The organism is Streptomyces sp. NPDC003247, from assembly GCF_042888135.1.
Classification (GTDB): Bacteria; Actinomycetota; Actinomycetes; order Streptomycetales; family Streptomycetaceae; genus Streptomyces.
Genome location: NZ_JBIAPF010000002.1, coordinates 269,306 through 286,802, shown reverse-complemented (window position 1 = coordinate 286,802; position 17,497 = coordinate 269,306). Strand labels below are relative to the sequence as shown.

Genomic DNA, 17,497 nt, shown 5'->3' with positions numbered 1-17,497 from the left:
GTTTCCTCCGTTCCCTTCCGCTACCAGACGTAGGCGAGGACTTCCCCACCCACGCCCTTCTTGCCGGCCTGCTTGTCGGTGAGGAGCCCGTGCGACGTGGAGATGATCGCCACGCCCAGGCCGCCGAGCACCTTCGGCAGGTTGGTGGACTTCGCGTACACCCGGAGGCCGGGCTTCGAAATCCGCTTGATGCCCGCGATGGAGCGCTCACGGTTCGGGCCGAACTTCAGCTCGAGGACGAGGTTCTTGCCGACCTCGGCGTCCTCGACCTTCCAGCCCGTGATGAAGCCCTCCTGCTGGAGGATCTCCGCGATGTGAGACTTGATCTTCGACGCCGGCATCGTCACGGAGTCGTGGTACGCCGAGTTCGCGTTCCGCAGACGCGTAAGCATGTCTGCGATCGGATCAGTCATGGTCATGAATTGGCCTGTGGCCTCTCTCGCCGGGGTTTCCTGGTGCGCCATCCCTCTCCCCGATCCGAGACGGGACGGGTGCGGCGCGGTGGACCTACGGCGTAGTAAGTCGTACGGGCGGCAGACGCCCAACCCCACAAGCCTAAGGCATGCGGAGGTGGGCCCCTGCCGACCCAGATGCTTACCGAGAGCCCGGTGAATCCCTAAATACGGGGATTACCAGGAGCTCTTGGTCACGCCCGGCAGCTCGCCACGGTGAGCCATCTCACGAAGGCACACGCGGCAGAGGCCGAACTTGCGGTACACGGAGTGGGGACGGCCGCAGCGCTGGCAGCGCGTGTAGCCACGCACGCCGAACTTGGGCTTGCGAGCAGCCTTCGCGATCAGAGCCTTCTTCGCCATCTCGCTCACGCCTCCTTGAAGGGGAAGCCGAGGTGACGAAGGAGCGCGCGGCCCTCTGCGTCGTTGGTCGCCGTGGTGACCACGGTGATGTCCATACCCCGGACGCGGTCGATCTTGTCCTGGTCGATCTCGTGGAACATGACCTGCTCCGTGAGACCGAAGGTGTAGTTGCCACGGCCGTCGAACTGCTTGGGGGACAGGCCGCGGAAGTCGCGGATGCGCGGCAGCGCGAGCGACAGGGTGCGGTCCAGGAACTCCCACATGCGGTCGCCACGGAGCGTGACGTGGGCACCGATCGGCTGGCCCTCACGCAGCTTGAACTGCGCGATGGACTTGCGGGCCTTGGTGACGGCCGGCTTCTGACCGGTGATCGTGGTGAGGTCGCGGATGGCGCCCTCGATCAGCTTGGAGTCGCGGGCGGCGTCGCCCACACCCATGTTGACCACGATCTTGACGAGGCCGGGGATCTGCATGACGTTCTCGTACTTGAACTCGTCACGCAGCTTGCCCGCGATCTCCTCGCGGTACTTCTGCTTCAGACGCGGGGTCGTGGTGGTAGCCATCAGATGTCCTCACCCGTCCGCTTGGCAACGCGGATCTTGTTGCCTTCGTCGTCGAAGCGGTAACCGACACGAGTGACGACCTTGTTGCCGTCCTTCTCCACGACGAGCTGAACGTTGCTCACGTGGATGGGGGCCTCGGTCGTCACGATGCCACCGGCCTGGGAACCCTTGGCGGTGGGGCCGGCCTTGGTGTGCTTCTTGACCCGGTTGACACCCTCGACCAGGACACGGTCCTCGCGGGGGAAGGCCGCGATGACCTTGCCCTGCTTGCCCTTGTCCTTACCGGTGATGACCTGGACCAGGTCGCCCTTCTTGATCTTCATGCTTACAGCACCTCCGGCGCGAGCGAGATGATCTTCATGAACTTCTTCTCGCGCAGCTCACGGCCGACCGGGCCGAAGATGCGGGTGCCGCGAGGGTCGCCGTCGTTCTTCAGAATGACGGCGGCGTTCTCGTCGAAGCGGATGTACGAGCCGTCCGGACGGCGGCGCTCCTTGACGGTGCGAACGATGACCGCCTTGACGACGTCACCCTTCTTCACGTTGCCACCGGGGATCGCGTCCTTGACGGTGGCGACGATGACGTCACCGATGCCCGCGTAGCGGCGACCGGAGCCACCGAGCACACGGATGCAAAGGATTTCCTTCGCACCAGTGTTGTCGGCGACACGCAGTCGCGACTCCTGCTGGATCACGTCTATCTCCTGTTTGTCTGCCGGTTCCCCGGGAGCCGCTCAGCGGAGCGGCTCCCGGAGCCTGGCGGAACTGTCCTGCGAGGGATGCCCCGCAGGAGAATTGCTTACTTGGCCTTCTCGAGGATCTCGACGACGCGCCAGCGCTTCGTCGCGGACAGCGGCCGGGTCTCCGCGAGGAGGACACGGTCGCCGACACCCGCGGCGTTCTGCTCGTCGTGCGCCTTGAGCTTGTTCGTACGGCGGATGACCTTGCCGTACAGCGCGTGCTTGACGCGGTCCTCGACGGCGACGACGACGGTCTTGTCCATCTTGTCGCTGACGACGAGACCCTCACGGGTCTTGCGGAAGCCGCGGGCCTCTGCAGTCTGCTCAGTCACGTTGCTCTCACTCATCAGGCGCTCTCCACCGTCTCGATGCCCAGCTCGCGCTCACGCATCAGGGTGTAGATCCGCGCGATGTCCTTACGGACGGCCTTCAGCCGACCGTGGTTCTCGAGCTGACCCGTCGCCGCCTGGAAGCGGAGGTTGAACAGCTCTTCCTTGGCCTCGCGGAGCTTGTTCAGCAGCTCCTCGTTGCCCAGCTCGCGCAGCTCGGACGCCTTGGTACCGGCCGACATCACGCTTCACCTGCCTCGCGCTTGACGATCCGGCACTTCATCGGCAGCTTGTGGGCTGCGCGAGTCAGGGCCTCACGGGCGATCTTCTCGTTGGGGTAGGACAGCTCGAACATGACCCGGCCCGGGTGCACGTTCGCGATCCACCACTCCGGAGAACCCTTACCGGAACCCATGCGGGTCTCGGCAGGCTTCTTCGTCAGCGGGCGGTCCGGGTAGATGTTGATCCAGACCTTGCCACCACGCTTGATGTGGCGGGTCATCGCGATACGGGCCGCCTCGATCTGGCGGTTGGTCACGTACGCCGGCGTGAGGGCCTGAATGCCGTACTCGCCGAACGCGACCGTCGTACCGCCCTTGGCCTGACCACGGCGCTTCGGGTGGTGCTGCTTGCGGTGCTTGACCCTACGGGGGATCAGCATGTCGGTCAGGCCTCCGTTCCGGTGCTCTCAGCCGGAGCGGCGGCGGCAGCCTCGGCCTGGGGGGCCTCGGCGGCGGGAGCCTGCTGCTGCGGCTTACGACCGCGCCGCTCGCCACCACGGCCACCACGGGCCGGGCGGTCGGCGCCACCGCGGGCCGGGCGGTTACCCGCACGGGCGGCAGCGTTCTCGGCGCGGACCTCGGCGATGTTCTTGACGTCGCCCTTGTAGATCCAGACCTTCACACCGATGCGGCCGAAGGTCGTCTTGGCCTCGAAGAAGCCGTAGTCCACGTTCGCGCGGAGCGTGTGCAGGGGCACGCGGCCCTCGCGGTAGAACTCCGAGCGGGACATCTCGGCGCCGCCGAGGCGGCCACCGCACTGGATCTTGATGCCCTTGGCGCCGGCCTTCATCGCCGACTGCATGCTCTTACGCATGGCGCGGCGGAAGGAGACGCGGGAGGAGAGCTGCTCGGCGACGGCCTGGGCCACCAGCTGGGCGTCGACCTCGGGGTTCTTGACCTCGAGGATGTTCAGCTGGACCTGCTTGCCCGTGAGCTTCTCGAGGTCGCCGCGGATGCGGTCGGCCTCGGCGCCGCGGCGGCCGATGACGATGCCCGGACGGGCGGTGTGGATGTCCACCCGCACGCGGTCACGGGTGCGCTCGATCTCCACCTTCGAGATGCCGGCGCGCTCCATGCCGGACGTCATCATCCGACGGATGGCGACGTCTTCCTTGACGTAGTCCTTGTACAGCTTGTCGGCGTACCAACGCGACTTGAAGTCGGTCGTGACACCGAGCCGGAACCCATGCGGGTTAACCTTCTGGCCCATTACCGGGTTCCTTCCTTGCTGCTGACGACCACGGTGATGTGGCTGGTCCGCTTGCGGATCCGGTAGGCACGGCCCTGGGCGCGCGGCCGGAACCGCTTCAGGGTCGGACCCTCGTCGACGTACGCCTCGGAGATGTAGAGGCTGTCGGCGTCAGTGTGGTCGTAGTTGTGCGCGGCGTTGGCGATGGCGCTGTCCAGCACCTTGCCGACCGGCACGCTCGCGGCCTGCGGGGCGAAACGCAGGACCGCCTGAGCCTCCGTGGCGTCCATGCCACGGATAAGGTCCACCACGCGGCGGGCCTTCATGGGCGTGACGCGGATGTACCGCGCCTGGGCCCTGGCTTCCATGGTTGTCCTTCCAGTGTCTGTCATGGTCATTCCACCCCGCTGTTAGCGGCGCTTCGACTTCCGGTCGTCCTTGACGTGACCCCGGAAGGTGCGCGTCGGCGAGAACTCGCCGAGCTTGTGGCCGACCATCGACTCGGTGACAAACACCGGAATGTGGGTCTTGCCGTTGTGCACCGCGATCGTGTGACCCAGCATGCTGGGAATGATCATCGAGCGACGGGACCAGGTCTTGATGACGTTCTTGGAACCGGCTTCGTTCTGGGCGTCCACCTTCTTGATCAGGTGGTCGTCGACGAAGGGCCCCTTCTTGAGACTGCGCGGCATCTAAACCCGCTCCTAGCGCTTCTTGTTCGTCTTGCGGCGGCGGACGATGTACTTGTTCGAAGCCTTCTTCGGCGAACGAGTACGACCCTCCTTCTGACCCCACGGGGAGACCGGGTGGCGACCACCGGAGGTCTTGCCCTCACCACCACCGTGCGGGTGGTCGACCGGGTTCATCGCCACACCGCGAACGGTCGGGCGGACGCCCAGCCAGCGCTTGCGGCCGGCCTTGCCCCAGTTGATGTTGCTCTGCTCGGCGTTGCCGACCTCGCCGACCGTGGCGCGGCAGCGCTGGTCGACCAGGCGGATCTCACCGGACGGCATGCGGAGGTGGGCCATCGAGCCCTCCTTCGCGAGCAGCTGCACGGAGGCACCGGCGGAGCGGGCGAACTTGGCACCGCCACCGGGACGGAGCTCGATCGCGTGGATCGTGGTACCGACCGGGATGTTGCGGAGGGCCAGGTTGTTGCCCGGCTTGATGTCGGCCCCGGGACCGTTCTCGACGCGGTCACCCTGCTGCAGGTTGCGCGGGGCGAGGATGTAGCGCTTCTCGCCGTCGGCGTAGTGCAGCAGCGCGATGCGCGCGGTGCGGTTGGGGTCGTACTCGATGTGCGCGACCTTCGCCGGCACGCCGTCCTTGTCGTGACGACGGAAGTCGATCACGCGGTAGGCGCGCTTGTGTCCGCCACCCTGGTGGCGAACGGTCACACGACCGGAATTGTTACGGCCGCCCTTGCTGTGCAGGGGACGGACCAGCGACTTCTCCGGCGTGGACCGCGTGACCTCGACGAAGTCGGCGACGCTGGAGCCACGACGGCCCGGCGTAGTCGGCTTGTACTTGCGGATTCCCATTTCTCAGTCCTCGTCCGATATCGGACGATCCGGACCGCCCTCAGGCGGTCGGACCGCCGAAGATGTCGATACGGTCGCCCTCGGCAAGGGTCACGATCGCGCGCTTGGTGGCGGCACGCTGACCGAAACCGGTCTTGGTGCGCTTGCGCTTGCCCTGGCGGTTGATCGTGTTGACCCCGGTGACCTTGACCGAGAAGACCGCCTGGACGGCCTGCTTGATCTGGGTCTTGTTGGCGTTCGGGTCGACGATGAACGTGTACTTGTTCTCGTCGAGGAGCGCGTAGCTCTTCTCCGACACGACCGGCTTCAGCAGTACGTCACGGGGGTCCGTGTACGCCTTGCTGGGCGCGGTGACGACGGTGTTCTTGCCCTCGGCCTCGTGGCGGCGCGCCTTGGCGACGCGCGCGGCCTTGGCGGCCTTGGCCGCCTTGGAGGCGATGCTCGGGTGACGCGTAGCCATCAGGCCTCGCTCCCTTCGGTGTCGTTGGCCTTCGGGCCGGCGACGAAGGACTCGAGAGCGGCCTGGGTGAAGACCACGTCGTCCGAGACGATCACGTCGTACGTGTTCAGCTGGCCCGGCTCCAGGATGTGGACCTGGGGCAGGTTGCGGGCGGACAGCCACGCGGCCTCGTCGGCGCGGTCGACGACCAGGAGCAGGTTCTTGCGCTCCGAGATCTTGCCGAACAGCGTGCGAGCGGCCTTCGTGGAGGGGGTCTCGCCCTCGATCACGCCGGTGACGACGTGGATGCGGTTGTGGCGGGCCCGGTCGGTGAGGGCGTGGCGCAGGGCCGCGGCCTTCATCTTCTTCGGGGTCCGCTGCGAGTAGTCGCGCGGCACGGGACCGTGCACGACGCCACCACCGGCGAACTGCGGCGCGCGGGTCGAGCCCTGACGGGCGCGGCCGGTGCCCTTCTGGCGGTACGGCTTCTTGCCGCCACCACGGACTTCACCGCGGGTCTTGGTCTTGTGCGTGCCCTGGCGGGCAGCCGCGTTCTGCGCGACGACGACCTGGTGGATCAGCGGGATGCTGACCTTCTCCACGCCGAAGATCTCCGCGGGGAGTTCGACGCTACCGGTCTTCTCGCCGGCAGGCGAAAGGATGTCAACAGTGCTCATCGGTTACCTCAGGCCCCCTTGGCCGCGGTGCGGACCAGGACGAGGCCGCCGTTCGGACCAGGAACCGCGCCCTTGATGAGCAGCAGACCCTTCTCCGCGTCAACGGCGTGGACGGTCAGGTTCTGGGTGGTGACCCGCTCGTTGCCCATGCGACCCGCCATGCGGAGGCCCTTGAACACGCGGCCCGGGGTGGCGCAGCCACCGATGGAACCGGGCGAGCGGTGCTTGCGCTGGGTGCCGTGACCGGCGCCGAGGCCCTTGAAGTTGTGACGCTTCATGACACCGGCGAAGCCCTTGCCCTTGCTCTTGCCGGTCACGTCGACCTTCACGCCGGCCTCGAACACCTCAGCGGTGATCTCCTGGCCGAGCGTGTACTCGGAGGCGTCCGCGGTGCGGATCTCGACGAGGTGGCGACGGGGGGTGACGTCGGCCTTGGCGAAGTGGCCCTTGAGGGGCTTGTTCACCTTGCGCGGGTCGATCTCGCCGAAGGCGATCTGGACCGACTCGTAGCCGTCACTGTCGTTCGTACGGACCTGGGTCACGACGTTCGGGCCGGCCTTGACGACGGTGACCGGAACAACACGGTTGTTCTCGTCCCACACCTGCGTCATGCCGAGCTTCTCGCCCAGGATGCCCTTGATCTGCTTTGCCATCTCTCAGATCACCGGCCTCAGAGCTTGATCTCGATGTCGACACCGGCCGGGAGGTCGAGTCGCATCAGAGAGTCAACGGTCTTGGGGGTCGGGTCGAGGATGTCGATCAGGCGCTTGTGCGTGCGCATCTCGAAGTGCTCGCGCGAGTCCTTGTACTTGTGCGGCGACTTGATGACGCAGTACACGTTCTTCTCAGTGGGCAGCGGCACCGGGCCCGCGACCGACGCACCAGTGCGGGTCACCGTCTCGACGATCTTCTTCGCCGAGGAGTCGATGACCTCGTGGTCGTAGGCCTTGAGCCGGATGCGGATCTTCTGTCCCGCCATGGCTACTCAGTGGTCCTGTCTCTTCTAACGCTCTGGAACCTGGTGTTCCCCTACCCGATCCTCCGACCCACGCGGTCGGGCGTGTCGCGCTCCCGCTGACACGGATGTCCCTCGTTCGAACATCCCTGCGGGGAATGCACACGGCCCTACCGGAACCGCAGACCGGGGGCGGAAGGCCCACCGGGTGCCTGGCCGGTGCCGCACTCACACTTCCCGGAAGATTCCCGTACGTCCGCCCCAGCGCTGCCGTGTGGCAGTTAGGGCGACGAGTACTGTGGGACTCGCTTCCGGTCCTCCCGGCGGGAGGCGCGCAGCATCAACACTCGACCGAGCAACTCGGACAGTCTGCCATATGGGGCAGGGGCTCCGCCAATCGAGCCGGAGAGAATACCCCGAAGGTGATGTAGGTCAAACCGTTCGGGGCTCGTCCGGGATTCCGGGGCCCGCGTGAAGGACTCGGAGAGCTTCTGCGCACACTCGCGCCGACGGATCGGTCCCCCTTCCGGCGCGCGCGTTCCCTGCGATGATCGTCGGACGATGAGATGCGTGGGGGCTCACCAGGGATGACCGGTCACTACAAGGTCGAGTTCGACGCGCTCGCGCGGCTCGTCGTCGACCTCGCCGAATGCGCGGACGGCATGCGGTCCGCGATGAGGAAGCTGAGGGACATCGGCCCGAAGGGCGCGGGCTCCGCCGAGCTCGAGGAAGCCTGCGACGACTTCCAGGAGAAGTGGGGCTACGGCATCGAGTTGATCGCCGACGCCACGGGCGGCATCACGGAGAAGGTCGCGCTGTCGGGCCGGCTCTACCAGCAGTTGGAGGACGAGGTCACCGGACTCGTGCAGTCCGTGAAGGTGGCCGACAGCTCCACGGAGGCTGCCGGCCAGTGATCCCCGATCCCACCGCCAGGGCCGCGTCGACGGCGGCGGACTCCGGCACCGCACCACCGGCGTTCCGGTTCCAGGTGCAGCAGGAGTTCCACGCCGTCCCCCTGCCCGTGGGTGACGACGAGGACGTCTCCGCCACGCGGATGCGGCAGTTCGCGGGCGACTACTGGGGCGAGCGTGAGGACCTGGAGCCCCTGCGCAAGCTCACCACGGCCATGTACACGGCGAACGCCCAGACTCTCGTCGAGGGCGGCACCGTCTACAACGCGCTCGGCGTCTTCCCCATCGGCGGCAGCGCGGACGGTTCCGAACTTCCCGAGCGCATCAGCCGCGCCACGCTCACCGTGAGCGTGCGCCGTCTGGACAACCCCGACCCGGGTTTCACCGCCGCGGGCATCGCGGAGGCGCTGGACAAGGCGGGCGACGGCGGCGAGGTCCAGCTCGTCTCCCTTCCCGCCGGCCCCGCGGTCGTCCACGTCGCCGGGTCCCGTGCCGTGTGGGCCCTGCCGGAGGCGGAGGACAGACAGGAACGCTTCTTCGTACGGATCGAGGTCTGGGTCCCGTTCCCCACCGAGGACCGGTTGCTGCTGCTCTGCTTGAGCACAGCCGATGTCGAGGACATCTACCACTACCAGGCCGTCCTCGCGGACATCGCCGACACCGTCGCCTTCGGCGAGGCAAGGGCGCCCGCGGCCCCGCCGGAGACGGCCCCGCCTCCCCCTCCCCCCTCACCCTTCGGCTCCTACTGATCGCGTCGAGGAGATCGTCCCCATGAATCCGCAGACGGCACAGACGTACGACGCACTCGGCTTCGATCCCGCACCGGGTGTGCCGTCGTCGGTGCACCAACTGGTCACCGCGCTCAGTGGAGTGGGCAAGCAGCTCCACGACGCGCACGAGACCCTGAACCGGCTGGGGAAGGCCGACGGCGCGTGGGTGGGCGAAGCGGCCTCCGCCTTCGCGGAGAAGACCGGCGTACTGCCGAAGTACCTGGCCACCGGGCACGACTCACTGATCGACGCCGCGCATGCACTGCGCACCTGGGAGTCCCGGATGACGGATTTCCAGGTGCTGGCGCGCCAGTACGAACAAGAAGCCGCGGCGGCCAGGAAGGCGCTGGAAGAAGCACGGAACAACCCGGACCTGGAGCTGGCGGGCCAGACGTTCGGCACGGACGAGGAACTGCAGAACGCACAACGGCGCCTGGACCGCGCGACGACACGGGTGAACGAGGCGAGCGACGATCTGGACGCGATCGTCGAGAAGGCGCGCGAGCTGCTGCACGACCACCAGGCGGCGGCACGCGTCGCCGCGGGGTTGATCCGCAGGGCGGCCGAAGCCGCACCGGTCGAGTCCCTCCTCGACATGCTGGCCGACGCCATCAAGGGCCTGGGCGACCGCGTCAAGGACCTCGCGGGCGACCTCTGGGACTGGATCGAGAAGCATGCGGACACGATCTACGAGATCGGTGACTGGCTCGGCTACGCCAGTGCCGCCTGCGACGTCCTCGCGATCGTCTTCTCCGAGACGATCATCGGCGCCGTCGTTTTCGAGGGCATCGGCATGGTGCTCAACGGGGGTGCCCTCCTCTTCCACGGTGTGGGCTGGGCGGCCGGAGCGAAGAAGGGCAACTGGATGGACATCGGCCTGGACCTCGTCGGTTTCGTCCCGTTCGGCGACCTCCTGCGGCTGGGTAAGGTCGGCAAGGGAATGTTCAAGGGCGTCAAGATCCCGATGAACGTCCTGGACTTCGGAGCGAAGGCCTCCGACGCCTGGAAGCGCGCGGACGACATCATCGAGCACGTCGGGGGAACCGCGAAACTGGGCGACGACGCCGAGGAATGGGTGATGCGCAACGTCAGCGCCCTCGGCAGCAAGGCCCATGCGATCCACATCACCGCGGACACCCTGGCGGACCGCTTCAAGGTCGCCGTGGTCAAGGAGTTCGGTGACTACAACCTGTACCGGCCCGGTGCCGGGATAACGGACATCGCCTTCCAGAAGGCGATGCCCCAGCTGATCGAGAACACCCCGCTGAGACACATCCCCGCACTCACGGACTCCGTCAGGCCGATCATCGACGACACCGGCGAGACCGTCGGCCGCTACATCGACCCCCGGTCCTGGACGGCACGCGGTTACGAGGCGACGCGCGGCGCGAAGAACCTCTACAAGGAGGGTGTGCGGATCGCGACCGAAGAGGTCCAGTACGGATCGGAGGTCGTCCACGAGAAGATCGACCGCGCCCGCGAGGTCGCAGACGACGTCATCGGCGGCCTGGCCGACGCCAACCCGTTCGGATGACACCGTGGACCACAACTCGTACGCGTTCCTGATCTCTCCGAACAACCCGGTTCCGGTATCCGACCCGGGGTCACCGGGCCTGCCGCCCGACGCCGAGATGACATCGACGATCCGGCTGTCGACCGCCCGCCGCCCGGAGGACGCCCCGCTGGCCAGGGTGTTCACACCGCGATCCGCGCAAGGGGGGAACCGCGAGGCGCCGTCACCCTTCTGGATCCACGACGGACCGGGCGGCAGGCCGTGGTGCTCCGTCCACCCGGTCGCTCCGGACGGTTACGACGTCCACGCCGTCGACGGCACACCCCTGGCCAGGATCAGCCGCCGTGCGGGCAGGCTCCTGCCCTGGCCCCGCCGCGTCCGCTGGTCCGCGCGGCTCCTCGACACACCACGACCGGTCACGGGCAAGGAGGGCACCTGGTACGCCTGGCTCACCTACGCGGTGACGGCACCCTTCTGGTTCCTCTTCGCGCTCTGCGCGCTCGTGTACGCCTTCTTCGACGGAACCACGGACGACTACACGTTCAAGAGACCGGTCCGCACCTGTTGGCGCGCGCAGGGCGCCGGCACGGTCCTGGACTACCGGGGCGTCAGCGGGCTCTACCACTTCGAAGCCCGCCACCTGGACGTCCGGGTCGCCTACGCCCTGGCGGTCCTCCAGACCCGGGAACACAGGCGATGAGGGTGCGCTCCCGCCGCGCTGACCGCAGGGTGTCCTGAACGGCGTTCAACCTCGCGCCGCGTACGCCCCGCGGTCCGCCCACGCGTCCGAGGCGAGGGCGAGTCGCGGGCCGCCCGTGCTCCACATCGCGGGGGGAATCCGGGGACGAGGGCCGGGACGAGGGCGCATGTAATCCACTCGCCCGCTCCCGCCCCGCGCTCCTACCCTGACCAGGTACGTCGGCCGGCACGGGGAGCGTTTCACCATGCGTACGCACTATCCGCGGACCCGGCATCTGCCCTGGTCACCCGGGGCGAGTGCCGACGATCTGCGGGTCACCGACCTGTCCGGCCTGCGCGGCCGCGAGGTCGTCGTCACCGAGAAGCTCGACGGCGAGAACACCACCCTGTACGCCGACGGCCTGCACGCCCGCTCCCTCGACTCCGCCCACCATCCCTCGCGCACCTGGGTCAAGGCGCTCCAGGCCCGCGTCGGCCCCGCCGTCCCGGAGGGCTGGCGGGTGTGCGGCGAGAACCTGTACGCCCGCCACTCGATCGCGTACGACGCCCTGGACGGCTACTTCTACGGCTTCTCGGTGTGGGACGACCGCGGCCGCTGCCTGGGCTGGGACCGGACGGTGGCCTTCCTGGACGGGCTCGGGGTGCCCGTGCCGCGGGTGCTGTGGCGGGGCGTGTTCGACGAGCGGGCCCTGCGCGCCCTGCGGCTGGACCTCGAACGGCAGGAGGGGTACGTCGTCCGGGTCGTGGACGGGTTCGACGCGCGGGAGTTCGGGGCGCGGGTGGCCAAGTGGGTGCGGGCCGGGCACGTGCGGACGGACACCCACTGGATGCACACGGCCGTCGTCGCCAACGGGCTCGGCCCGCGGTCCGCGCTGTGGGCCGTGCGCTCGGGCGCGGCCGTCGACCCGGCGGCGCTGGCGGAGGCCGTCGGGCTGCCCGGCGAGGGGGATCCGGACGCCGTCGCCCGCTTCGACCCGGCCCAGCGGTCGGGGGACGACCGGCTCGCCGGCGTCCTGGCCGCCCTGCTGCACGGTGGCCGGCGGGCACGGATCGCGGCGCGGCTCGCCGGGGTGGTGGGCATGCCGCTCGCGCGCCGGGTCGCCGACCTCGTGGGGCTGCACCCGGCGCTGCACCGGCCGTACCCGGACGAGGACCGGCGGTCCGGCCTGGTGCGGCTGTCGTACGCCGCCGACCTCGGTCTGCTGCACGCCGTCGCCCGGGCCACCGCGGACACGGACGAGGCGCGCGAGCAGACGGAGTGGTCGGCGCTGCACGCCGAGGACGTCGTCGCCCTGGACGAGGACGCGCTGCGGGAGGCGTTCCGGGACCTGCCCGCCGACGTCGCCGTCCGGTGCCGGGCCGAGGCCCGGGAGGCGTACGCCGACGGGCGGATCGGCGGTCCCGCCGAGGCCGTCGCCGCGACCTGGCGCCTGCGGTCCGGCGCCTTCCCGAAGCTGGTCCACCTGTCCGGCCCGGCCGGCAGCGGCAAGAGCACCTTCGCCCGGCGGCTGCCGGGCGTGGACGCGTACGTCTGTCTGGACGACCTGCGCGAGGCACGCGGGGCGCGCGCCGACCAGCGGGCCAACGCGGACGTGCTGCGCGAGGGGCTGGCCCGGCTGGACGGTGCGCTGGCCGCCGGCGGGACCGTCGTGTGGGACGCCACCTCCCTGAACCGGCAGCAGCGCTCGCTCGTGCACGCGGTCGCCCACCGCCGCGACGCCCTGACCACCCACGCCGTGGTCCTGGTCGACGAGGACGAGCTGGTACGGCGCAACGCCCGCCGCGCGCACCCGGTGCCGCCGGACGTGCTCGCCGCCCAGCTGCGCCGCTTCGGCCCGCCGTATCCGGGAGACGCGCACCGCACCTGGTACGTCGGGGCGAGCGGGTCCGTGGAGGACGAGGTCTGAGGAAGAGACCGCAAGAAGAGGTCTCAGGGCGGAGGTCTCCGGTGGAGGCTTGAGGAAGACGTACGGGGAGAGGGCGAGGAACGGTGCGGACGAGCGAGGAGATCTATCACCGGGTGCGCTGGGACGCGCGTTTCGACCCGGCCCGCTTCGTGCTGGGTGTGCTCCAGCGCGGAGCCGCCCCCGAGCGCGTGCCGCTGCCCGCGTTCGTCCCGGGCGGTGAGATCCCGTGGCACCGGGTGCTGTTCTTCGAGGCGGACGGCGAGCTGGTGTGGGACCGGGCCACGGGGGTGGACCGGATCGACGCGACCGAGGCCGGCCGGGTGCGCGAGGCCCGGCTGTTGCGCGCCCCGTTCTTCACGGCCCGCTCGCCCCACGCGTGGGACGGCGGGGACTGGACGCCCGTACCCCGCCCGCGCGGGACCGCCGCACCCGGCTCCGGCGATGTGCGGGTGCTGACCTGGAACACCCTCTGGGACCGGTACGACGCCGAGCGCATCGACAGCGCCCGGCGCAGGCCGCTGCTGCTGCGGGCGCTGCGCGACGCCGACGTGGACGTGATCGCGTTGCAGGAGGTCGAGGCGGAGCTGCTCGCCCCGCTGCTGCGCGAGCCGTGGGTGCGGGCGGGGTGGACGCTGGCGACGGACCCGCGGGGGCGGGACGTGGACGCGTACGGTCTGCTGCTCCTGAGCCGGCTGCCCGTCCGCGAGGCCGCGTTCCACGCGCTGGGCCCGCACAAGGCGGTGACGGCCCTGGTCGTGGAGGCGGGCCCGCGTCCCCTCGTCGTCGCGGCGACGCATCTGAGCAGCGACCACTCCGACGACGGCGCCGGCCGGCGCACCGCCGAACTGACCGCCCTCGCCGAGGGACTGGCCGCCCCGGACGCCGATCTGCTCCTGCTGGGCGACTTCAACGACGGCGGTCACACACCGCAGCTGACGCTGGGCATGCGGGACGCGTGGAGCGAGGCGCACGGCGCCGACGACGCGACCCCGACCTTCGACCCGGGCACCAACCCGCTGGCCGCGGTCTCGTCCCTGACCGGCCGGGCGTCACGGCTGGACCGGGTGCTGCTGCGGGGCGAGGGCCTGCGGGTGCGGCGGGCGGAACTGTGCGGGGACGCGCCGACGGCGGAGGGGCTGTACCTCTCGGACCACTACGGGGTGCGGGCCGAGGTGACGACGCGGGCACCGGAGTCCCCGGCGGCCGGGGCCCTCGACCGTCTCGACGCCCGGCCGACGCCCCGTACGGCACTGGCGTGGATCCCGCCCGAGGAGCTGTGGCCGCCGCTCCAGGACATCCGCCGGGACCACGACCCGCAGATCCACCGCTGGCCCCCGCATGTGAACCTGCTCTTCGGCTTCGTCCCGGAGCACGCCTTCGCGCAGGCGGCCTCCGTTCTCGCGACGGCGGTCACGGCCGCCCCGGTCCGCTCCTTCGACGCCCGGCTGGAGGGCGTGCACTGGTTCGGCCACCGGGACGACGCCACGGTCTGGCTCGACCCGGCGGCCGCAGGCGAGGAGCCGTGGACGGAGCTGCACCGCACCCTCCGGCGCCACTTCCCCCGCTGCCGTGGCCGCCACGCGGGCTTCACCCCCCACCTGAGCCTGGGCCGCACCACCGACCCGAACACCCTGGCGGCCGCCTGCGCGGCCCGGCTCACCCCGATGCCGGTCAGGGTCGGAGAGCTGGCGCTGCTGTCCCGGCGCGGGGACGAGCCGATGCGGGTGCGGGGGACGGTGCGGCTGGGGACGGGGGAGGTGAGCTGGAGGGAGGAGGAGCCGGGGTACGGGCCGGGAGCCGTCGGCACCTTCGCGGCCGACCGGACCACCGACCGGATCGCCGACCGCATCACCGACCGCATCACCGACCGGACGGCCGACCGGATCGCGGACCGGATCGCGGAGGCGCTCCCCGGCGGTGTCGTCCACGTCGTCGGCTCCCGGCGCATGGGCTGCGCGCTGCCCGGTGCGGACCTGGACCTGGTGGCCGCGCTGCCCGGCGCCGTCGAACTCGCCTCCGTACAGGCGGAGTTGATGAAGGCACTCCCCGATGCGAGGGACGTGCGGGAGGTGGTCGGGGCCCGTGTCCCCGGCCTGCGGTTGCGGCTGGACGGGCCGGACGGCCCTGACGTGGACCTCGTCGTCGTCGCCACGGGCCCGATGGACCCGGCCGAGGCGGTGGACCGCCGGGCCGAGCTGGGCGAGTCGGCGGCGGTCGCGCTGAGCGCGGTGAGCGACGCCGACGCGGTGCTCGCCGCGGCGGGTGCCCACGGACCGGCCTTCGCCCGACTGGCCAGGCAGGTCAAGGCGTGGGCGAAGGCGCGAGGCCTGGACTCGGCACCGTTCGGGGGCGTGCCGGGCCTGGCCTGGTCGGTGCTGGCCGCCCGCACGGCGAGCGAGTCCGGCGACCTGCCCCCGGACGAGCTGCTGCGGCACTTCTTCGCGACGTGGGCGGCCTGGGACTGGCACACCCCCGTGGGCGGCACGGCCCGGACGGCGCTCCCCGTCACCATCACGACACCGTCAGCGCCGGTGCGCCCCTGCACGGACCAGGTCACGCCGGGCATGCGGGACCTCGTCACCGAGGAGCTGTTCCGCGCCTGGGAGGTGCTGGACACGTCCACGGGCCGAGCCCCGGGCCGTCCCCGGCCCGAGCTCTGGTCCGAGCTGCTCGCCCCTCCCCCGCTCCACCGCCGCCACGCGGCCTGGGCGGTCCTGACCGTGGGACCGGACGCGGACGAGGGCCGGGTACGGGGCAGGATGCGGGCCCTGGTCACCGACCTCGCGGAGACGGCCCCCGCGTGCCACGCCTGGCCCCGCCCCTTCACCACGGCCCCGGCCCGCTACGCCATCGGCCTGGGCCCCACCCCACCACCCGCCGACCACCTCGCGGCCGTCGCGGAACGCCGCCTGCGCGGCCTGACCGGAGTCACCCTGACGAGGGCCGAGGGCGGCGAGGTCCCGACCCTGCGCTGAAGGAACGATCACCGATCCGGCCCCGCCTTCCTCCCCGGCGGACCCCATCACCCGGAAGAGTGATCATCCTTAATTCGGCTGGATCTTGGCCCGGTTCACCGCCCTATGCTCGCCCCGCGCTTCCCCGAAGGCGAGCCCTCTCCAGCGGCCGCTCCTCCCGCCCGAACGCGGTGCCTGTCCTTTGCCGCGCCCGCCGAGCGGAAGCCTTCACCGTCCGAAACAGCGAGGAATCCTATGGTCAGCTCGTCCCACGAGGCGATGCACCACATCTTCCGGCACGATCCCGGGCTCTTCAGCCGGGTCTCGCAGGTCCTGGGGTTCCCCGTCCCAGCTCCCCTCAAGGTGACGGTCATGCCCACCGATCTCACCGAGACCAGCCCCGTCGAGCGCCGCGTGGACACGCTGCTGCGGCTGGAGTCCGCGGAGCGGGACGCCTTCCTCCTCGCCATCGAGGCCCAGGGGAAGAAAGACCCCGTCAAGCCCGCGAGCTGGGCGTACTACACCTCCTACCTCTGGACCAAGTACCGGCTGCCCACCGCCCTCATGGTCGTGTGCCAGGACCGGGCCACAGCACTCTGGGCCGAGCAGCCGTTCAGCAGCGGCCCGGCTCAGCTGCCCACCCTCACCCTGCGCCCCGTGGTCGCCGGTCCCCACAACATGCCGGTGATCACCGATCCGGACGAGGCCCGCGCCGACCTCGCCCTCGCCACGCTCTCGGCCATCACACACGCCGGTGACCCGGACATCGGTGCCATACTGAAAGCCCTGTCCACAGCGCTGAGGGACATGCCCGAAGACATCGCGGACCCCATCGTCGAACTCACCGCACAGGGGCTGGGCAACCGCCCGGCCAAGCACCTCTGGAGGAATCTGGTGGCCGTGGACCTCTCCTTCTACAAGTCCTACCTCTCCGAAGAAATCCGAGACGAAGGCCGGGCAGAAGGCCGGGCAGAAGGCCGGACAGAAGGCCAGGCAGAGGGCCGAGCGGACGCCCTCCTGCTCATCCTCGAACAGCGCGGTCTCCGCATCCCCGACGACGCCCGCCGCCGCATCACCTCATGCCACGACACGGACACCCTCCACACGTGGCTGTCCCGAGCCCTCACTGCCCCGACCGTCGACGACGTCTTCGGCAACGAGTAGGCCCCATCACCGCTTGGTCCGCCCGCAGGCCACCGGCCGCCCGGCCCCATC

23 protein-coding genes are annotated in these 17,497 nt (G+C 69.9%); 7 read left to right on the top strand and 16 right to left on the bottom strand.

The genetic code is table 11. The features are described from left to right. Nucleotides 1–20: 20 nt before the first annotated feature. The 16 genes from rpsH to rpsJ form a co-directional block, all read right to left on the bottom strand. Nucleotides 21–419: a 30S ribosomal protein S8 gene (gene rpsH / locus ACFYWQ_RS06230; protein WP_007384075.1), complete on the bottom strand. Its 399-nt coding sequence runs from the start codon at nucleotides 417–419 to the stop codon at nucleotides 21–23. Nucleotides 420–629: 210 nt separating this feature from the next. Next, on the bottom strand, nucleotides 630–815 hold the full coding sequence (locus ACFYWQ_RS06225) for a type Z 30S ribosomal protein S14 (RefSeq protein ID WP_003948630.1): 186 nt from the start codon (nucleotides 813–815) through the stop codon (nucleotides 630–632). 5 nt (nucleotides 816–820) lie between these two features. Further along, nucleotides 821–1,378 carry a 50S ribosomal protein L5 gene (gene rplE, locus ACFYWQ_RS06220; protein WP_016434630.1) on the bottom strand — a complete coding sequence of 186 codons (558 nt, stop codon included), beginning with the start codon at nucleotides 1,376–1,378 and terminating at the stop codon, nucleotides 821–823. Then, nucleotides 1,378–1,701, bottom strand: coding sequence for a 50S ribosomal protein L24 (gene rplX / locus ACFYWQ_RS06215; RefSeq protein ID WP_030039760.1), 324 nt, complete (start codon nucleotides 1,699–1,701; stop codon nucleotides 1,378–1,380). Before rplX ends, rplE begins: the two co-directional genes overlap by 1 nt. 2 nt (nucleotides 1,702–1,703) lie before the next feature. After that, nucleotides 1,704–2,072 carry a 50S ribosomal protein L14 gene (gene rplN, locus ACFYWQ_RS06210; protein WP_003998823.1) on the bottom strand — a complete coding sequence of 123 codons (369 nt, stop codon included), beginning with the start codon at nucleotides 2,070–2,072 and terminating at the stop codon, nucleotides 1,704–1,706. Nucleotides 2,073–2,176: 104 nt separating this feature from the next. Next, the gene (gene rpsQ, locus ACFYWQ_RS06205; RefSeq protein ID WP_007384073.1) at nucleotides 2,177–2,464 is read right to left on the bottom strand and encodes a 30S ribosomal protein S17; all 288 of its coding nucleotides are present in this window, start codon (nucleotides 2,462–2,464) and stop codon (nucleotides 2,177–2,179) included. Then, complete coding sequence (gene rpmC, locus ACFYWQ_RS06200; RefSeq protein ID WP_010036720.1) at nucleotides 2,464–2,688, bottom strand: 50S ribosomal protein L29; 225 nt, start codon at nucleotides 2,686–2,688, stop codon at nucleotides 2,464–2,466. Before rpmC ends, rpsQ begins: the two co-directional genes overlap by 1 nt. Continuing rightward, nucleotides 2,688–3,107 (bottom strand): 50S ribosomal protein L16, encoded by a 420-nt coding sequence (gene rplP / locus ACFYWQ_RS06195; RefSeq protein WP_004927269.1) that lies wholly within the window; start codon nucleotides 3,105–3,107, stop codon nucleotides 2,688–2,690. Before rplP ends, rpmC begins: the two co-directional genes overlap by 1 nt. 5 nt (nucleotides 3,108–3,112) lie before the next feature. Beyond that, nucleotides 3,113–3,937, bottom strand: coding sequence for a 30S ribosomal protein S3 (gene rpsC / locus ACFYWQ_RS06190; protein ID WP_389513308.1), 825 nt, complete (start codon nucleotides 3,935–3,937; stop codon nucleotides 3,113–3,115). Further along, entirely contained in the window at nucleotides 3,937–4,284 is a 348-nt protein-coding gene (gene rplV / locus ACFYWQ_RS06185; protein WP_019329637.1) for a 50S ribosomal protein L22, read from the bottom strand. The genes rpsC and rplV overlap by 1 nt, the downstream gene beginning before the upstream one ends. Before the next feature lie 42 nt (nucleotides 4,285–4,326). After that, a complete protein-coding gene (gene rpsS, locus ACFYWQ_RS06180) occupies nucleotides 4,327–4,608 on the bottom strand; it encodes a 30S ribosomal protein S19 (RefSeq protein WP_384829932.1) in 282 nt (93 codons plus the stop codon). Between the two features lie 12 nt (nucleotides 4,609–4,620). Next, nucleotides 4,621–5,457, bottom strand: coding sequence for a 50S ribosomal protein L2 (gene rplB, locus ACFYWQ_RS06175; RefSeq protein ID WP_030788280.1), 837 nt, complete (start codon nucleotides 5,455–5,457; stop codon nucleotides 4,621–4,623). A gap of 40 nt (nucleotides 5,458–5,497) precedes the next feature. Further along, nucleotides 5,498–5,917 carry a 50S ribosomal protein L23 gene (gene rplW, locus ACFYWQ_RS06170; protein ID WP_385066698.1) on the bottom strand — a complete coding sequence of 140 codons (420 nt, stop codon included), beginning with the start codon at nucleotides 5,915–5,917 and terminating at the stop codon, nucleotides 5,498–5,500. Then, on the bottom strand, nucleotides 5,917–6,573 hold the full coding sequence (gene rplD / locus ACFYWQ_RS06165; protein ID WP_389513306.1) for a 50S ribosomal protein L4: 657 nt from the start codon (nucleotides 6,571–6,573) through the stop codon (nucleotides 5,917–5,919). Before rplD ends, rplW begins: the two co-directional genes overlap by 1 nt. 8 nt (nucleotides 6,574–6,581) lie before the next feature. Next, on the bottom strand, nucleotides 6,582–7,226 hold the full coding sequence (rplC, locus tag ACFYWQ_RS06160) for a 50S ribosomal protein L3 (protein ID WP_356249902.1): 645 nt from the start codon (nucleotides 7,224–7,226) through the stop codon (nucleotides 6,582–6,584). 17 nt (nucleotides 7,227–7,243) lie between these two features. Then, nucleotides 7,244–7,552 (bottom strand): 30S ribosomal protein S10, encoded by a 309-nt coding sequence (gene rpsJ / locus ACFYWQ_RS06155; protein WP_003948644.1) that lies wholly within the window; start codon nucleotides 7,550–7,552, stop codon nucleotides 7,244–7,246. A 563-nt stretch (nucleotides 7,553–8,115) separates the two neighbouring features. On the opposite strand from rpsJ, the gene ACFYWQ_RS06150 reads away from it, so the two are divergent. The 7 genes from ACFYWQ_RS06150 to ACFYWQ_RS06120 all read left to right on the top strand — a co-directional run bounded on the left by ACFYWQ_RS06150 (nucleotide 8,116) and on the right by ACFYWQ_RS06120 (nucleotide 17,446). After that, nucleotides 8,116–8,442 (top strand): hypothetical protein, encoded by a 327-nt coding sequence (locus ACFYWQ_RS06150; RefSeq protein WP_389513304.1) that lies wholly within the window; start codon nucleotides 8,116–8,118, stop codon nucleotides 8,440–8,442. Further along, nucleotides 8,439–9,188, top strand: coding sequence for a hypothetical protein (locus tag ACFYWQ_RS06145; protein ID WP_389513302.1), 750 nt, complete (start codon nucleotides 8,439–8,441; stop codon nucleotides 9,186–9,188). Before ACFYWQ_RS06150 ends, ACFYWQ_RS06145 begins: the two co-directional genes overlap by 4 nt. A gap of 22 nt (nucleotides 9,189–9,210) precedes the next feature. After that, the gene (locus ACFYWQ_RS06140; RefSeq protein ID WP_389513300.1) at nucleotides 9,211–10,743 is read left to right on the top strand and encodes a putative T7SS-secreted protein; all 1,533 of its coding nucleotides are present in this window, start codon (nucleotides 9,211–9,213) and stop codon (nucleotides 10,741–10,743) included. A 4-nt stretch (nucleotides 10,744–10,747) separates the two neighbouring features. Beyond that, nucleotides 10,748–11,422, top strand: coding sequence for a hypothetical protein (locus tag ACFYWQ_RS06135; protein ID WP_389513298.1), 675 nt, complete (start codon nucleotides 10,748–10,750; stop codon nucleotides 11,420–11,422). Between the two features lie 244 nt (nucleotides 11,423–11,666). Next, a complete protein-coding gene (locus ACFYWQ_RS06130; RefSeq protein ID WP_389513297.1) occupies nucleotides 11,667–13,328 on the top strand; it encodes an RNA ligase family protein in 1,662 nt (553 codons plus the stop codon). 83 nt (nucleotides 13,329–13,411) lie between these two features. Next, nucleotides 13,412–16,303 (top strand): poly(A) polymerase, encoded by a 2,892-nt coding sequence (locus tag ACFYWQ_RS06125; RefSeq protein WP_389513296.1) that lies wholly within the window; start codon nucleotides 13,412–13,414, stop codon nucleotides 16,301–16,303. Nucleotides 16,304–16,537: 234 nt separating this feature from the next. Beyond that, a complete protein-coding gene (locus ACFYWQ_RS06120; protein WP_389513294.1) occupies nucleotides 16,538–17,446 on the top strand; it encodes a hypothetical protein in 909 nt (302 codons plus the stop codon). Nucleotides 17,447–17,497: the final 51 nt, after the last annotated feature.

Bases quoted from the DNA above. Each gene is read 5' to 3' on its own strand.
- rpsH (WP_007384075.1), bottom strand. From the start codon at position 419: ATGACCATGACTGATCCGATCGCAGACATGCTTACGCGTCTGCGGAAC.
- rplW (WP_385066698.1), bottom strand. From the start codon at position 5,917: ATGGCTACGCGTCACCCGAGCATCGCCTCCAAGGCGGCCAAGGCCGCC.
- rpsQ (WP_007384073.1), bottom strand. From the start codon at position 2,464: ATGAGTGAGAGCAACGTGACTGAGCAGACTGCAGAGGCCCGCGGCTTC.
- ACFYWQ_RS06225 (WP_003948630.1), bottom strand. From the start codon at position 815: ATGGCGAAGAAGGCTCTGATCGCGAAGGCTGCTCGCAAGCCCAAGTTC.
- rplX (WP_030039760.1), bottom strand. From the start codon at position 1,701: ATGAAGATCAAGAAGGGCGACCTGGTCCAGGTCATCACCGGTAAGGAC.
- rpsS (WP_384829932.1), bottom strand. From the start codon at position 4,608: ATGCCGCGCAGTCTCAAGAAGGGGCCCTTCGTCGACGACCACCTGATC.
- ACFYWQ_RS06150 (WP_389513304.1), top strand. From the start codon at position 8,116: ATGACCGGTCACTACAAGGTCGAGTTCGACGCGCTCGCGCGGCTCGTC.
- ACFYWQ_RS06120 (WP_389513294.1), top strand. From the start codon at position 16,538: ATGGTCAGCTCGTCCCACGAGGCGATGCACCACATCTTCCGGCACGAT.
- ACFYWQ_RS06140 (WP_389513300.1), top strand. From the start codon at position 9,211: ATGAATCCGCAGACGGCACAGACGTACGACGCACTCGGCTTCGATCCC.
- rplE (WP_016434630.1), bottom strand. From the start codon at position 1,378: ATGGCTACCACCACGACCCCGCGTCTGAAGCAGAAGTACCGCGAGGAG.
- rpsC (WP_389513308.1), bottom strand. From the start codon at position 3,937: ATGGGCCAGAAGGTTAACCCGCATGGGTTCCGGCTCGGTGTCACGACC.
- rplB (WP_030788280.1), bottom strand. From the start codon at position 5,457: ATGGGAATCCGCAAGTACAAGCCGACTACGCCGGGCCGTCGTGGCTCC.
- rplC (WP_356249902.1), bottom strand. From the start codon at position 7,226: ATGGCAAAGCAGATCAAGGGCATCCTGGGCGAGAAGCTCGGCATGACG.
- rplD (WP_389513306.1), bottom strand. From the start codon at position 6,573: ATGAGCACTGTTGACATCCTTTCGCCTGCCGGCGAGAAGACCGGTAGC.
- rpsJ (WP_003948644.1), bottom strand. From the start codon at position 7,552: ATGGCGGGACAGAAGATCCGCATCCGGCTCAAGGCCTACGACCACGAG.
- rplV (WP_019329637.1), bottom strand. From the start codon at position 4,284: ATGGAAGCCAGGGCCCAGGCGCGGTACATCCGCGTCACGCCCATGAAG.
- ACFYWQ_RS06130 (WP_389513297.1), top strand. From the start codon at position 11,667: ATGCGTACGCACTATCCGCGGACCCGGCATCTGCCCTGGTCACCCGGG.
- rpmC (WP_010036720.1), bottom strand. From the start codon at position 2,688: ATGTCGGCCGGTACCAAGGCGTCCGAGCTGCGCGAGCTGGGCAACGAG.
- rplP (WP_004927269.1), bottom strand. From the start codon at position 3,107: ATGCTGATCCCCCGTAGGGTCAAGCACCGCAAGCAGCACCACCCGAAG.